The sequence below is a fragment of the Aeromonas sp. s12 genome (assembly GCF_040907925.1).
Classification (GTDB): domain Bacteria; phylum Pseudomonadota; class Gammaproteobacteria; order Enterobacterales; family Aeromonadaceae; genus Aeromonas; species Aeromonas veronii.
Genome location: NZ_JBFOCT010000026.1, coordinates 1 through 13,805, shown reverse-complemented (window position 1 = coordinate 13,805; position 13,805 = coordinate 1). Strand labels below are relative to the sequence as shown.

General features: G+C 54.1%; 10 protein-coding genes and 2 pseudogenes. 8 read left to right on the top strand and 4 right to left on the bottom strand.

All coding sequences use genetic code 11. The features are described from left to right. Window positions 1-82: 82 nt before the first annotated feature. Window positions 83-838, bottom strand: a complete 756-nt coding sequence (istB, locus tag AB5Y67_RS13270; protein ID WP_000194037.1) for an IS21-like element ISAs29 family helper ATPase IstB — start codon at window positions 836-838, stop codon at window positions 83-85. A gap of 14 nt (window positions 839-852) precedes the next feature. Next, complete coding sequence (gene istA / locus AB5Y67_RS13265; RefSeq protein WP_111809685.1) at window positions 853-2,394, bottom strand: IS21-like element ISAs29 family transposase; 1,542 nt, start codon at window positions 2,392-2,394, stop codon at window positions 853-855. 620 nt (window positions 2,395-3,014) lie between these two features. Here istA and AB5Y67_RS13260 point away from each other — a divergent pair. The 6 genes and pseudogenes from AB5Y67_RS13260 to AB5Y67_RS13235 all read left to right on the top strand — a co-directional run bounded on the left by AB5Y67_RS13260 (window position 3,015) and on the right by AB5Y67_RS13235 (window position 10,806). Next, entirely contained in the window at window positions 3,015-4,298 is a 1,284-nt protein-coding gene (locus AB5Y67_RS13260; protein ID WP_202803855.1) for a hypothetical protein, read from the top strand. Beyond that, the gene (locus tag AB5Y67_RS13255; protein ID WP_010635899.1) at window positions 4,298-4,831 is read left to right on the top strand and encodes a hypothetical protein; all 534 of its coding nucleotides are present in this window, start codon (window positions 4,298-4,300) and stop codon (window positions 4,829-4,831) included. The genes AB5Y67_RS13260 and AB5Y67_RS13255 overlap by 1 nt, the downstream gene beginning before the upstream one ends. Continuing rightward, a complete protein-coding gene (locus AB5Y67_RS13250; RefSeq protein ID WP_010635900.1) occupies window positions 4,828-6,876 on the top strand; it encodes an AAA family ATPase in 2,049 nt (682 codons plus the stop codon). Before AB5Y67_RS13255 ends, AB5Y67_RS13250 begins: the two co-directional genes overlap by 4 nt. A 68-nt stretch (window positions 6,877-6,944) precedes the next feature. Beyond that, window positions 6,945-9,191: a hypothetical protein gene (locus AB5Y67_RS13245; RefSeq protein WP_202803856.1), complete on the top strand. Its 2,247-nt coding sequence runs from the start codon at window positions 6,945-6,947 to the stop codon at window positions 9,189-9,191. Window positions 9,192-9,476: 285 nt separating this feature from the next. Continuing rightward, a pseudogene (locus AB5Y67_RS13240) lies at window positions 9,477-9,698 on the top strand (protein UmuC); the annotation flags it as partial. 370 nt (window positions 9,699-10,068) lie between these two features. Further along, window positions 10,069-10,806: a DUF4113 domain-containing protein gene (locus AB5Y67_RS13235; protein WP_010635902.1), complete on the top strand. Its 738-nt coding sequence runs from the start codon at window positions 10,069-10,071 to the stop codon at window positions 10,804-10,806. Window positions 10,807-10,966: 160 nt separating this feature from the next. On the opposite strand, the gene AB5Y67_RS13230 is transcribed toward AB5Y67_RS13235, so the two are convergent. Then, a complete protein-coding gene (locus tag AB5Y67_RS13230) occupies window positions 10,967-11,173 on the bottom strand; it encodes a helix-turn-helix domain-containing protein (protein WP_010635903.1) in 207 nt (68 codons plus the stop codon). 117 nt (window positions 11,174-11,290) lie between these two features. Between AB5Y67_RS13230 and AB5Y67_RS13225 the strand changes: the two genes are divergently transcribed. After that, complete coding sequence (locus tag AB5Y67_RS13225) at window positions 11,291-11,857, top strand: hypothetical protein (RefSeq protein ID WP_010635904.1); 567 nt, start codon at window positions 11,291-11,293, stop codon at window positions 11,855-11,857. Continuing rightward, the gene (locus AB5Y67_RS13220; protein ID WP_050560570.1) at window positions 11,857-13,236 is read left to right on the top strand and encodes a DEAD/DEAH box helicase; all 1,380 of its coding nucleotides are present in this window, start codon (window positions 11,857-11,859) and stop codon (window positions 13,234-13,236) included. The genes AB5Y67_RS13225 and AB5Y67_RS13220 overlap by 1 nt, the downstream gene beginning before the upstream one ends. A gap of 19 nt (window positions 13,237-13,255) precedes the next feature. On the opposite strand, the pseudogene AB5Y67_RS13215 reads toward AB5Y67_RS13220, so the two are convergent. Then, window positions 13,256-13,805 (bottom strand): annotated as a pseudogene (locus AB5Y67_RS13215) (IS630-like element ISAhy2 family transposase); the annotation flags it as partial.

Sequence of the window (13,805 nt, the reverse complement as noted above, 5' to 3'; positions counted from 1 at the left end):
GGTGCGTATTCCGGCGAAGTTGAACAGCCATTCCGGCCAACGTGAACACCCTGATCCTTAACGCGCTCACGTCACCCCGTTTCTAACTCGAGTGTTCAGATTGGGTCAACTCACTTCTCCTCTTTCTCATCGATTCTCCCTTCAGTGACAGCCGGTGAGCGTTGTGCATCAGCCGGTCCAGGATCGCATCTGCCAGAGTGTTGTCCCCCAAGCTCGCGTACCACTCTTCCGTTGGCAGCTGACTGACCACGACCGTCGAGTATTTCCCGTACCGATCATCCATGATCTCCAGCAGGGCGTTGCGCTGCTCGGCATTCACCGCTTCCAGTCCCCAGTCATCCAGGATCAGCAGCTCTATCCTTGCCAGTTGACCCAGCAGTCTGGCGTAACTGCCATCTACCTTGGCCTGGCTCAGCTCAAGTAGCAGACGCGGCAGCCGGTAGTAACGAGTGCTGTGCCCCTGCTGACAGGCTTGGTAGCCCAGCGCACAGGCTAGGTAGGTTTTTCCGCAGCCACAGGGGCCGGTAATGAGCAGGTTCTGGCCCCGGCGCAGCCACTCTCCTTGGGCCAGGTTTGCCACCTGTGACCGCTCCAGGTTGCGTGCAGACTGGTAGTCCACCTCTTGCACCGTGGCCTGGAGTTTGAGCCTCGCCTGCTTGACCAGCCGAGCTTGTTTACGCTGCTCCCGGCTCAGTTGTTCGTGTTCGACCAGCAGGCTTAGCCGCTCGATGAAGGGCAGCCCTTCGTAGGTACTTGCCTGTTCCAGTTGTTGTTGCACGGCATCCGCCATGCCAGTCAGTTTCAGGTGTCTCAAGCGGGTCAGCGTTTGTTGGGTCATGGGTTTTTTCCTCGTTAGTGGAAGCTCTGGGGGCCGCGGATGTTCTCGTGCTCTTGCGGCAGTTCTGGATAACTGAGCGGACTTGCGGGCAGTTGGTCGCGGCCACTGGTCAGCACCGACTTGAGCTGCTTGAGCCGCACCAGTCCTTCCCGGTTGGCCAGCTGGCAACAGCCTTCGACTCGTGATGGCGGATACTCCCGGCTAAGACTCAGCAGTCCCAGGCAGAGTCGGTATGCCTGCTCGGCATGGGCTTTCTCTGCCAGCCGTTCGCTAACCCAGCACAAGGTGCCCGGTCCGATGTCGGCAGCCCACTGCTTAAGACGCCCTGGCGTCCAGCGTTGCTGCTTGCTGTGACGTTCCGGCATGTGCTCAGGGAGTGTGCTCATCCCCGGGATGGTTTTACGCGGATGGCTCGCGACCAGCTGTTGCTGGTGATAGACCTGAAGCAGGGTATCGCCCGCATGGAGCTCCAGTTGCTGACCCACATACTGGTGCGGCACCGAGTAATGGTGCTGCTCATAACTGACGTGATAGTCGATGTTGACCTTGACCGTTTTGATGGCGACATAGCGATAGGGATGCACCGGTAGTGACCCCAGTGCCGGGCGGTCCAACTGCTCAAACGCCTCGCGTCGGTTACCGGGCAGCTGCTTGAACGGGCGCTCGTTGAGCTCATTCAACAAAGCCCGGATGCACTGGTTTAGCTCGGCAAGCGAGAAGAAGGTCTGATGGCGTAGACGAGCCAGGATCCAGCGCTCGACGATCTGCACACCCACCTCGGCCTTGGCTTTGTCCTTAGGCTTGTAAGGGCGAGCTGGCATCACCGCCACCTGATAGTGCTCGGCCAACTGCTGGTAGCTGGGGTTGAGCTCGGGATCGTATCGGCAAGCCTTGCTGACACCGCTCTTGAGGTTGTCGGGGATCAGCAGTACCGGTGTCCCGCCGAAAAACTCAAAGGCACGGACATGGCTTTGCAGCCAGTCCGGCAGTGACTGGGACCAGGTGGCCTCGGCAAAGGTGTAGTTGGACGCACCGAGCACGGCGACAAAGACTTGTGCCTGACGGACCTCACCCGTAGTCGGCGACACGATGGGCACCGTGGGCCCGCAGTAGTCGATAAAGAGCTTTTCCCCCGCCTTGTGGATCTGGCGCATGGAGCGCTTTTGCAACTGACACCAGGACTTGTAACGGTCACAGAACTGGGAGTAGCTGTAACAGCTATTGGGATAGCGCTGGGTGTACTCCTCCCAGAGCAGCTGTTTGGAGACCCCCTTGCGCTTGAGCTCCTGATGGACAGAGGGCCAATCCGGCACAACATGGCGGGCCGAGATGGTGGTATCGGCCTGCGGATAGAACAGGGCAGCCAGTCGGCCATCATCAAGCTCGGTAGGTAAGGGCCAGGTAAGGCCGAGCGCCTGGGCACTTTTGAGGAGTTTCTGGATGGAGCCGACACTGACCTTGGTACAGATACTGATTTGGCGAACAGAGAGGTCAGCTTCCAGCCGCAGTCGCAGCACTTCACGAATTTTACGCATTGCAATCCTCTTGGCAGACATAGGCTCTTCCCTGGCAAAAGGGAGAGCGTATCAAAGGTTTTTAAATCAATGCGTTAAGGATGATTCCGGTGAATGTGAACAGTGATTCCGGGATGTTGAACACTGTTTCCGGAAAGGAGGGGCGAAGTGTTCAGGTTGAACCGGAATGAGCGTTCACATTGGTCCGGAAATGGTGTTCACGTTGAATCGGAATTGGTGTTCATGATCGGCCGGAATATGCAACGGGTCGAAACTTAGGGAAGGTGCGAATAAGTCATATGGCACGAGAGCATTTACTGGTAACCCATTGATATTAAATGACTAAAATTTTCATTTTTTGTTCGTGGGATACTTGTTCGCACTTTCCTAAGGGGCGTTTGTTGTTCATTTGGTGCTTTGCTATCATCGAACGCCTCGATATAGTACAGGCTCATATGAAATCTAACTGGAGGGCGGAAAGGGGCCCAATTATTTGATCGGTTTTTTCATAGCGAGAAGCGGAAGGCAGTAGTGAGGGACAGCAGTGAATGCCACTAATACGATAAGCTGGATTGACAAAATTGTAACTGAATCGAGTCGGCGAGATCTTTTTTGCGCGGCTGCCTATGAGTCCTGAAATAATAACTCGACTGCTAGCCTCCATGAACGCTGGCCGCCTTCTAGTTGTCTGTGGTGCAGGGCTGTCGATGGCGCCGCCTAGTAGCCTGCCATCGGCCTTGACGGTCGCCGAGCGGTGCTTTGAAAAGTATCGTCTTGAATCTGATCCAAACTGTGATCCCGCGCTTCGGGACAATCTAGAGGCGCTCGCCGAACACTTCGCGGGACTCGATACCCTTCAATCTGTCTTCATCGAGCACCTCGTCCCTTGGAACGCATTTATGCGGCAGCCGAACACCGGGCATGCCGCGATAGCGGATTTTCTCATCACTCGCGCTGCAGTTGCTGGCATATCGAGCAATTACGACACCCTCATCGAACGTTGCGCCTGGGACTACGGCTCTGACTTCCGTGGCTCGCTCGACGGAGACGAAGCCAGCGCTGACTTCGTTCGCCAGGCTCCCTTGCTTAAATTCCATGGCTGTTCTTTCCGCGATCGGCCAGCTACGGTATGGGCGCCTTCGCAGCTCAATGATCCAACCATCTCGGCCCGTATTGCGCTAAGCAAAGTATGGATGGCCGCCAACCTTCGGCAGAAGGATCTACTCGTCGTGGGCTTCTGGTCAGACTGGGAATATCTCAATACCGTGATAGGTGAAGCATTGAGCCACGTTCAGCCGCTATCCGTGACAGTTATCGACCTGTCACCAACAAACGTGCTCGAGCAGAAGGCCCCTCAGCTCTGGGAGATCGCCAACGCACCAAACGTGGCTTTCGAACATGTCCAAGAGTCTGGAGCTGTAGCGCTCGACGAACTGCGTCGTGCATTCTCATCGAATTACCTTCGACAGGTACTGGATGCAGGTCGAACCGCCTTCGAGCAAACCACAGGAATTCAGTGCGACACAGCTTGGCTAAACGTTGAAAATTTCGATAGCGAGGCTTTGTATGGTCTGAGGAGAGATGCAGAAGGCGTCTCGGCGGCGGAACCAGCCAAGCTCTTGCGCCCGGCAAATACAGAAGCTCTCGGCTTCTTCCACTTACTGCTACGTCAGGCTGGGGCCTTGCAACGCCCTGATGGCTATGAGCTTAACGGCCGTAGCATCCGCGTTATCAATGGAGCGCAAACCGTCCTCGGGACTCTACGCGGGAGGTTTATCGAGCCACCTGCCGCGATGCAGCCTGACATCGTTGTGGCTGTGGGCGCGACCAACTTAGGCGTGCCGGGCAACATCGTACGCAACGGACGCCCCGGCGACGTGATTCGTCCTGACCCAGCGGGCGAATGGTATGACCTCCCTGGGGCAAGAGCAGAGTTGGGAATCTAATGGATATCTTCACGCAAACCGAAATCCTCCTTCGCGACGCCCAATACGAAACTTGGTCGTGGACTGGCTCGGCCGGCCCGGTGACCTGTTTCGAAAACGCGGCGCTGATGGGGTTCGTTCAAGTCTTTGATACCGCAGATACTCTTCTCTGCACTTGGCGTGCGAGTCAACAAGTGGCTCTCGCTCGCCATGCCGCGTCGTTGCGCGCCGCAGGAACAAAAGCGTGGAATGTCTATTCAATCTTTCTGACCCCGGATCAAGATGTGAGCCGAGCGCGTGAGATCGAACGAATCGAAGAGGATTTCTCTTTGACTCGGAAAATTGCCAGGGCTTCGATCATCACAACGGATGATGTTGAGAAAGCGCTGCTACCGCTGCTGTCCTTACGCGCCAAGCCGCTGCTTGGCGTGTCTAACTTCGAAACGAGACTGCGTACCAGGCTGAAAGACATTTCTCCTGAGGCCATTACCTCGTTCATTAATAACGAGACAACGCCAACAGAGGTTGCTCGTATCTTGGGAACGACATTATGAGGCTCGACTTCATCGAAGTATGCGGCTTTCGTGGATTCAGGGATCTCGTCCGTATTAACTTCGGACAGGGCTTCACCGTCATTACGGGCCGGAACGGTGTTGGTAAAAGCACGTTATGTGATGCAATCGAGTTTGCGATCACCGGTTCCATCGACAAATATGCTGTTGAGAAGGCGGCGAAGGAAAGCATCAGCGATTATATATGGTGGCGTGGCGAAGGCGTCCCGAAGGCCCACTATGTTACGGTCTCGTTCGTCGACGACGATGGCAAGCCGTTCACAATCACTCGTACACGCGAGTCAGGTGCTGATCGTTCAGCGGATGAAATCCAGGCCGCGCTTTGCTGCGGTCCTGTGCCAGATAATGCACTTAGGCAGCTCACCCGAACCTCAATCATCCGCGACGAATGGATCGCAGCACTCAGCCTAGACCTCACCGAAACGGAGAGATTCGATCTTGTCCGTTCGGCGCTCGGTGCTTTAGAAGGCTCTGAGGCAAGTAGTAGAGCCAAGGAGGTTGTGGCAGCTACCGAAGCAACGCACTCTAAAGACGAGGCTGCCTATGCAGCTGCCTGTTCGCGGTTGGCAGACAGACTGACGCAACTGTCTGAGACGCAAACAGCCCTTAGCCGTTCAGGCGATATGGCCTCTGCTCTCCAGGTAATCTCCATAGCCGCACCAGATGCGCCGCCTGAACTGACAGCACGGCTGACAGCAGGTCGAAATGCACTTGCGAGCAAGCGAACCCGATTAGGTCGAATGGGCGAAGCGCTTCAACTCGGTCATGAGGTTGCGTCGGCGCAGGCGGCCTACACAACTCCGGAGGCTATTGCGGATCGGGAGACCGCTTCAAGAGTGCACGAAGCAGCACAAAGAGAGCATCAGGCTGCGCAGCAGGCGGTCGCGGAAGCCGAACAACGCCTCGAGCGCGAAGAAGAGATAGACGCAATTGCAGCATCGCTGAGCCTTCTGGTCGAGCACGGTGAGCGCCTCGGGTTGCACGAAGAGCATTGCCCGTTATGCGAAGCCTATCGGACGCCGGACGAGTTTTCCTCCGGTGTGGCCGCGGCACGGCGCCGGATCAAATCACTGGCGTCGGGCGTTCAGGCTGCTCACGATGCTCTCACCATTGCGAAAGAGAATGCACGGCTATCCAGCCTTACGCTCCAAGCTGCCGAAGCTATGCTTGATACTCATGCAGAAAAGCTGCGCCGGCTGCGCAGTCAGGAAGAGTCACATGTCTCATTCTACTCGGATTGGTCTCTCGACTTCCGCCTCATCAACGATCCTGATGGGCTAGAGCAAGCTATTTCTTCAGAGCGCGACCGGCTGATCGACCTTGAGCGTGCGTTGATAGTGCTGGAAGCCTCGCAAGCTGTATCGCAAATGTCGTTAATCGAAAGCAACATCTCGGTACTGCGAGCTGAAGTAGAGAAGCTCGCGCATACTGTCAGTCAATCGCAAGCTGCCGTTACCGCAGCTCGCGAGATCGAGCGCTCAGTTAAGCGTGTGAGCGCCGAAATCATCGATGAGCGTCTTGCTCAGATTAGCCCGCTTCTCAACGAGCTGTACCAGCGCCTAAGACCGCACGCCGACTGGCACACAATCGATTACAGCATTCGCGGCGACGTACGTCGTTTCTTAAGTCTTAAAGTCGGAAACGGTCTAAACCCACAATTTGTCTTCAGCAGTGGCCAGCGTCGTGCAGCCGGTCTCGCTTTTCTTCTTTCTGTCCATCTCGCACGGGCGTGGACACCACTCAAGTCTTTGCTACTCGACGACCCCGTTCAACACATCGATGATTTTAGGGCCCTTCACCTGGTGGAAGTGCTCGCTGCTCTGCGCTTGGATGGGCGTCAGATCATCTGTGCCGTTGAGGACCCTGCGCTTGCCGATCTCCTCTGCCGACGCTTGATGAGCACTGCGAAGGAGGGAGGGAGACGGCTTGACATCGACCTTGGGTCGCTCGGCGCAACGAGCGTGGTCACAGACCTGGAAATCCGCCCAATGCCGCTTGGTGTCCTACGCGGCGTCACCACTGCATGAAGGCCGAGAGCGCGTTAATCGAGACTCTGATGCAGCAGAGGGGGAGAGCGCACGGTCCTTGGAGCGATTTGGCACTCCATACCATCGGCTGGCGTGCGTTTCAGGATCTATGCTCACAGGTATGTGAAGTCGTGCTCGGCAGACCAGTGGAGATCTTCCGCGAAGCCCAAGATGGCGGTCAGGACGCAGTTTTCCTCATTCCTGCAGGAAACAAATTTCCATCGATTGGAACGGTCCAGTGCAAACATACTTCTGATGCCTCAAAGGCGTTGAAGCTTGGAGATCTCAACGCAGAGACATCCCATGTCGAAGAACTAGTCAAAGCAGGCCAGGCGGACACCTATGTATTCATGACTAACATGAGCGTGGATGCTCCCGTCGCATCTGTAATGCGTACTAGGCTTCGGGCACTTGGCGTGCGAAAGCCGCATATTCTTGGTCGTCAGTACATAGTACGAGTTATCAGGAGCAGCGCTCGCTTGCGCGCATTAGTCCCGCAGGTCTACGGCCTAGGGGACCTTACCTCGATCGTGGATGAGCGACTGAGCGAACAGAGCCGGGCGCTGCTCGACAGCTGGATACCAAAACTTCGCACTTATGTACCTACTCAGGCCCATCGTGCAGCTGTGAATGCGATCGCCGAGCACGGCGTAGTGTTGCTGCTCGGCAACCCCTCAAGTGGAAAATCGGCGATTGGTGCCATCGTTTCGACCATAGCATCTGAAAACCCGGAGAACACTGTACTTGCTTTGACCAGCCCGCGCGACTTTGAGGCAGGTTGGAATCCTAATGACCCGGGACGCTTCTTCTGGATCGACGATGCATTCGGTTCAAATGTGCTACGTGATGACTATGTACAGGATTGGGCCTCGGCCTTCTCTAAACTGCGGGCCGCAATTAAGCATGGCAATCGCTTCCTCCTAACTTCCCGTAAGCATATCTACGAAGCTGCACGACGTCGGCTTGGGCAGCGTAACCTTACCCAGTTCGCAGATGGCTGTGCTGTGGTGGACGTCGGCGAGCTAACGTCCGAAGAGAAGGCGCAGATTCTCTATAACCATGTAAATTTCGGTGAGCAGAGCCAGAGCTGGAAATCGAGTGTCAAGCCGCATCTGGCAGCAGTCGCCACTGTTCGAGATTTCCTTCCTGGGATCGCCGAACGTCTCGGGGATCCAAACTTCACCAAGGGCCTAGCACCTCGCGAAAGCTCTCTTGTCCGCTTCATGGAGGAGCCGACAGAGCATCTGATCGATACCATCAACGCCTTGGATGGTCAGTTGCAAGCCACGCTTCTCCTCGTTTATGTCCACCAGGCCGGCTTCGATCCTATCGATCATGACGCTTCGGCTGCACAGGCTGTCGCAGAGCTGACGGGGTACACTCTAACTAAGCTTCAGGATTGCTTCACTGAACTGAAGGGCTCGTTCCTGAAGCTTTCCGGATTAAAATGGACCTTCGCCCATCCGACGATCTCCGACGCCCTAACGGAGATTCTGCGTCAGAAACCCCATATGATGGCTGCGCTCATACGAGGCGCGACTATCGACACAATTCTTAGCAGCTTCACGTGTGAGGGCTCGCCGCTCATTCGAGATGCGTTGGTCATCCCGACGACGCTCGACAATGCGCTGGTCGCACGACTTGGATGTACACCCGACGAACGGCATCGCAATTGGATGCTGTTCCACTTCCTGTCATATCGCTCAAGTGCGGCCGTGTTCATCAAAACCCTAGAGCAATTTCCAAATCTACTTCGCAGGTCTTGCTGGAGCTCCGATCTCCTCAGTAACGATCCCCAGATCGCCACCTACGCACGTGCTCATCACTTAAACGTCTTGCCTGGCGATTTGCGATTGGATGTGGCCGACAAGTTGGAGTCTGCCGTGCTCAACGGCCTTGACGTCTCCCTCTTCGAGGAACCACAAATGTTGGCTGTCATACCGCCGCTAAAGCTTATCGGTGTGGGTTTATCGCTGCGGACAACTGTGCTGCCGTCGCTCGAAGAGCGGATCGAAGAGATTACAGACGATGCTGATTTAGACGAAGAACCTGACAGTCACTTTGCGAAACTTCTCGACCTACTTGATCACATTGAGGCGATCGGTGTCGATATGGACGCCACAGCCTTGATCGACGATGCACGCGAGCATGTTAAGCGCTCAATCGCAGAGCTTGAAAAACGCAAGCGCGAGCATGATGAAGGTTCCGAAGATGAAGCGGATTGGGCGCACATCGTGACACAAAAAAAGGAGGAAGCACCTCCGCATACTCCCATGGTTACAACGCGTTCAGTGTTCGATGATGTCGACAAATGATCTTCGATATACCGGGTAATTGTTCTTCTTAATGTCGAAACCATCCTTTATCGATAGCACAGAGGTAGAGCATTTTCTGTAGGCAGCCGCCGTTCAAGCTGGTCTTGATGTCAGCTCGACAACATCCCATTGAGTGCCTACTTGACCGCTCTCTGCCCATTAGTTACTAAGCGCTGTTTATAGGCGCGCCCTGAAATGACTGAAAGCGCCATAATCATACAAACAATGCTTGGTTGTTAGCGGACCGAGCTCGACTGGCTTGATTTTCCATTCCACATAAATGCCGATATGTCCCAGCGGGTGATGACTACGTTGGAGAGCATGGTTCCTGCCATAGAGGTCTACTCGATTGATGAGGCGTTTATTGAGCTCGGCTCGTTATGGGCCGGTAACTTTGTTGATTTTGGGCACCAGATCCGGGCCAGCATCCAGCGGTACACGGGTCTTACCGTCGGCGTGGGCATTGGCCCAACCAAGACCCTGGCCAAACTGGCGAACTACGCTGCGTATTCTGGTGAAGTTGAACAGTGATTCCGGAATCTGTGAACACCATTTCCGGAAAGTATGCTGACAGGGATTCTTCGAGCAGAAGCTGAGCTTTGAGGGGAGGCATCTTTTCGACTCACCGAACAAGCCAGCAGCCAAGCGCAGCGCGGCAGTTGTGGATCCAGGACGTTGGAACAGGACGGTTCATCTGACATCAGAGTACGTGCTCTGAGGTGTCCGGAATCGGTGTACACGCAAGCCGGAATCAGCGTTCATTTTAAACCGGAATAGGTGTTCATTTTCGACCGGAATATGCAACTACGCCGCCAAAAAGTGGCCGGCCACAGGAGGTGTTGTCGATATTCGCGATGAGGGACGCCGAGCTCGGCTGATGGCCATCACCCCAATCGATGAAGTGTGGGGTATTGGACGCGCCCTGAATAAACGGCTGCAGGCCGAAGGCGTGGCAACCGTGGCAGATCTGATGGCTGTGCCTCCCAAACAGATCCGCCAGCGTTATGGTGTGGTAGTGGAGCGCGTGGTCCAGGAACTGCGCGGCATTCCCTGCTCTGAACTGACAATAGACACCCCGGCCAAGCAGCAAATCGTCAGCAGTCGCTCGTTCGGCGAACGGATCATGGAGCAAGCCAGCATGCATCAAGCGTTGTCGGCCTTTATGGAGCGAGCCGCCGAGAAGCTACGCCACGAGAAGATGCGCTGCCAGCATGTGAGCATCTTCTTTCGCACCAGCCCCTTTAGCGAAGGCGAGCCCTACTATGGCAATCAGCTTTCGGCCAAGCTGCCGCGACCAACCGACGATACTCGCGAACTTCTGCATCATGTAACCCAACTGCTGCCCCATATCTGGCGCGACGGATTCCGCTATCAAAAAGGCGGCGTCATTCTCGGTTCGTTCACGCCGCGGGACCACTACCAGGCAGATCTGTTCGACAATCCTGGCTCACCCGACCGCCGGCTAATGGCGGTGATCGATGCCATCAACCATAGTGGCCTGGGCCATATAGGATTTGCCTCGAAAGGTGTAGACGCCTCTGAGTGGATGATGAAACGCGAACACTTGGGCCCACGCTACACCACCTCGTGGGACGATCTACCGGTCGCTAGGTAGTTTAAGAGTTTTCCTGAGAGGAAGGTGTTTCCACTACTGATCTATCCTGCCCACCGGCCTCTGTTTCCAGTGACTTACTGATGGCCAATTTCCCAGATATGACTTTTGGGCCCAATTGTTTGGCCACTAGCAAAACTCATAACCAGAAGTAAATCGATGGTTAGGGCAATAACTCACGAATGTCGCAATTGAGAACCTCCGCAAGCTGATACGCCTTCTCCAGGGTGACGTTGACCTCACCCCGCTCAATCCTACCGACATAGCTTCTGTCAATCTCTGACAGCAGAGCCAGCTTATCTTGCGAAATCCCGATTTGTATTCTTTTCTGGCGAATGCGTTCACCGAATTTGATCGCTAAGTCTTTCATTTCTCGTCTCTCATAAAGACGAGAACTATCCAGAGTTGTCGCGAACATAACCACGGATTATAATCCGCAACCGTTAAAGCCTATGATGTTCTTTCACCCCGACAACGAGACTATACGATGCCCCCAAAGAAAAAGACTCTTTCGCCTCCGTTCTATCAAATTCTCGTAGTGCAGAGTCTTGATCACTTCACAGTCAAAGTGCTTAGGGATTCCTATATCAAATTTATGGGTGTTCCCGAGGGAGACGCGGAAAGAAGGGATGCATACCGGAAGGTCTACCGACAAGTAGTGCGACTGCAACGCAATGATCTTGTTGAGAAAGTGCCAAATACTGGTGGCGCGGTGAAGTACAGAAAAACGCCGAAGTTTCATGAAACACTGTTCGTCGAAAACCGGCAAGAAGAGCCATGTGACGAAAAGCCAATGGATGGTGTGTTGTCCCCTAATGCCATGACTAACAGCCATGTCTTATCGGAACTGCAACTCAAAGCCCATAATTACCAAGTTGATTTATTAACCGCTATCGGAGAGACCGAAGAATATCAACGGCTTGCTAAGGAGTTTCCTTCCATTCAGTCCTTGTTTGATGCGGACTACCGAGAGGCTAGAGAGAAGAGCTCCAAACTATTAGGGCAACTAAAGGCGATCCAAACCGTCATAATGCAGCATTCGCAAAGGGCCTGATGATGCATTTACGCAAATGGCAGGCAACTTGCGTTGAGCAAGCCCTCATACACTATGAGAACTATCGCCATTTTCTGTGCTTAGCCACGCCAGGTGCGGGAAAAACCACAATGGCTGCGGAACTAAGCCGTCGTTTGCTCGTGGATGACAAGATCGACTTCATTCTTTGTTTCTCTCCTTCCGTAGCAGTGGCTGAGGGGATGCGCTTATCCATGAGTAGGGTGCTGGAGCGACGCTTTGATGGGATTATTGGTGCTGCCGGCTGTAGCTACACCTACCAAAACTTGTTGTTCTTCAAAGAGGATTTCTGGCAGCTGTTTGCATCTCACAACGTGATGGTCATCTTTGATGAGATCCATCACTGTTCGGGCACTGAACCCGATAATGCAAACGCCTGGGGAGAGGAAATCCTACTCAATATTCAGGATCAAGCGACTTATACGTTGGCCTTAACAGGAACGCCATGGCGTTCAGACCAAGCCCCGATTGTACTGGCCCGTTATGCGGATCCAGACAACCGAATTCAATGCGACTATCGGTATGGCCTCAGAGAGGCAATCGAGGATAGGGTCTGCCGACGACCTAAAATCGTCCTGATTGATAACGATCTGATCTCTGTTTACTTCTCCTCAGAGACAAAATCCTACTCATCCCTTGCAGAGCTATTTAACCAACAAGATATCCGCTACGGGGAGTTAATTTCGCATCCTGTCGCGATTCGCCACATGCTGAGTACTGCCAATCAACGACTCAGGAAAATGCGAGAAGAGGTACCCAATGCAGCAGGCCTGGTGGTCGCAGCGTCGGTTGAACATGCTGCGTTGATCACCCAGATATTGGCAACAGAGATGAACCAGCAAGCGGTTCTAGTGACCTATAAAACACCGGATGCGGCTGCACAGATCGAAAAGTTCCGTTCAAGCGATGCGGCCTGGATTATTAGCGTCGGGATGATAAGTGAAGGCACAGATATTCCACGTCTTCAGATCTGCTGTCATCTTTCGCTGATTCGAACTGAACTGCACTATCGGCAGGTTCTCGGACGAGTGCTACGAATGACGAATACTGGCCCCCAGGAAGGATGGCTATATACATTTGCAGTGCCTGAATTGATCGCGTTCGCAGAGCGGATTTCTGAAGAGATACCAGAGCAGCAAGTCGTCATACAGGAATATCACAACATAGGTATTGGTTCATCAGACCGAACATGGCCCAGCCATGCCACAAACACGCCTAGCGACATTCCTCGGCTGGTCTGGGACCCGCTTACTCATAAACAAATTACATTGCACAAAACTCACGATAATACGGCTACCATCGAATCGCCGTTTATCCAGCTTTTCGGCAAGTTCCGCGAGCAGATCCTTGCGACTTACTAAATAACTGATCCCAATAGTGCTACACCTTCGCTGTGCCATAGCCATTCCCCGGGAAAGGAGACACGGTATCCATGAAGTGTTTCACTCGGGCCAGCAGGTTTGCCATCCCTCTGCATTGATGATTGCGCGTGATGGTTTCATGTAACTTGTGCCACAGCCGTTCGATGTGATTAACCCAAGGACTGTAAACTGGCTGGAATACCAGGCAGAACTTGGGATTCTTCTTCAACCATCGCTCGGTCTGTTTGCTTTTGTGAATGATGTAGTTATCGAGGATCAACGTGATGGTTTTGGCTCGTCGGTAGTGGTGGCGCAGCTTTTCCAGCATGGCAATAAACAGCGATGAGTTTTTCTTGATCCCGCTGACGTAAAGTACCCTTCCGTTGCCTGCGTGGAGAACGCCTGCCAGATAATGCTTGGCATTCTGCCCCGGTGTGACAACCCGCTTTTGCTGCGCTCTGAACATCCAGTCGGCTCCTAATTTGGGATTGAGGTCTATATCGACTTCATCCTCATAAAACACCGGATTATCGGCATCACAGCGGGCCAGCGCGGCGTCGATATTCGCC

What these genes read in the sequence shown, in the direction of transcription:
- istB (WP_000194037.1), bottom strand. Translation starts at nt 838, where the DNA reads ATGACCCAACAAACGCTGACCCGCTTGAGACACCTGAAACTGACTGGC.
- istA (WP_111809685.1), bottom strand. Translation starts at nt 2,394, where the DNA reads ATGTCTGCCAAGAGGATTGCAATGCGTAAAATTCGTGAAGTGCTGCGA.
- AB5Y67_RS13260 (WP_202803855.1), top strand. Translation starts at nt 3,015, where the DNA reads ATGAACGCTGGCCGCCTTCTAGTTGTCTGTGGTGCAGGGCTGTCGATG.
- AB5Y67_RS13255 (WP_010635899.1), top strand. Translation starts at nt 4,298, where the DNA reads ATGGATATCTTCACGCAAACCGAAATCCTCCTTCGCGACGCCCAATAC.
- AB5Y67_RS13250 (WP_010635900.1), top strand. Translation starts at nt 4,828, where the DNA reads ATGAGGCTCGACTTCATCGAAGTATGCGGCTTTCGTGGATTCAGGGAT.
- AB5Y67_RS13235 (WP_010635902.1), top strand. Translation starts at nt 10,069, where the DNA reads ATGGCCATCACCCCAATCGATGAAGTGTGGGGTATTGGACGCGCCCTG.
- AB5Y67_RS13230 (WP_010635903.1), bottom strand. Translation starts at nt 11,173, where the DNA reads ATGAAAGACTTAGCGATCAAATTCGGTGAACGCATTCGCCAGAAAAGA.
- AB5Y67_RS13225 (WP_010635904.1), top strand. Translation starts at nt 11,291, where the DNA reads ATGCCCCCAAAGAAAAAGACTCTTTCGCCTCCGTTCTATCAAATTCTC.
- AB5Y67_RS13220 (WP_050560570.1), top strand. Translation starts at nt 11,857, where the DNA reads ATGATGCATTTACGCAAATGGCAGGCAACTTGCGTTGAGCAAGCCCTC.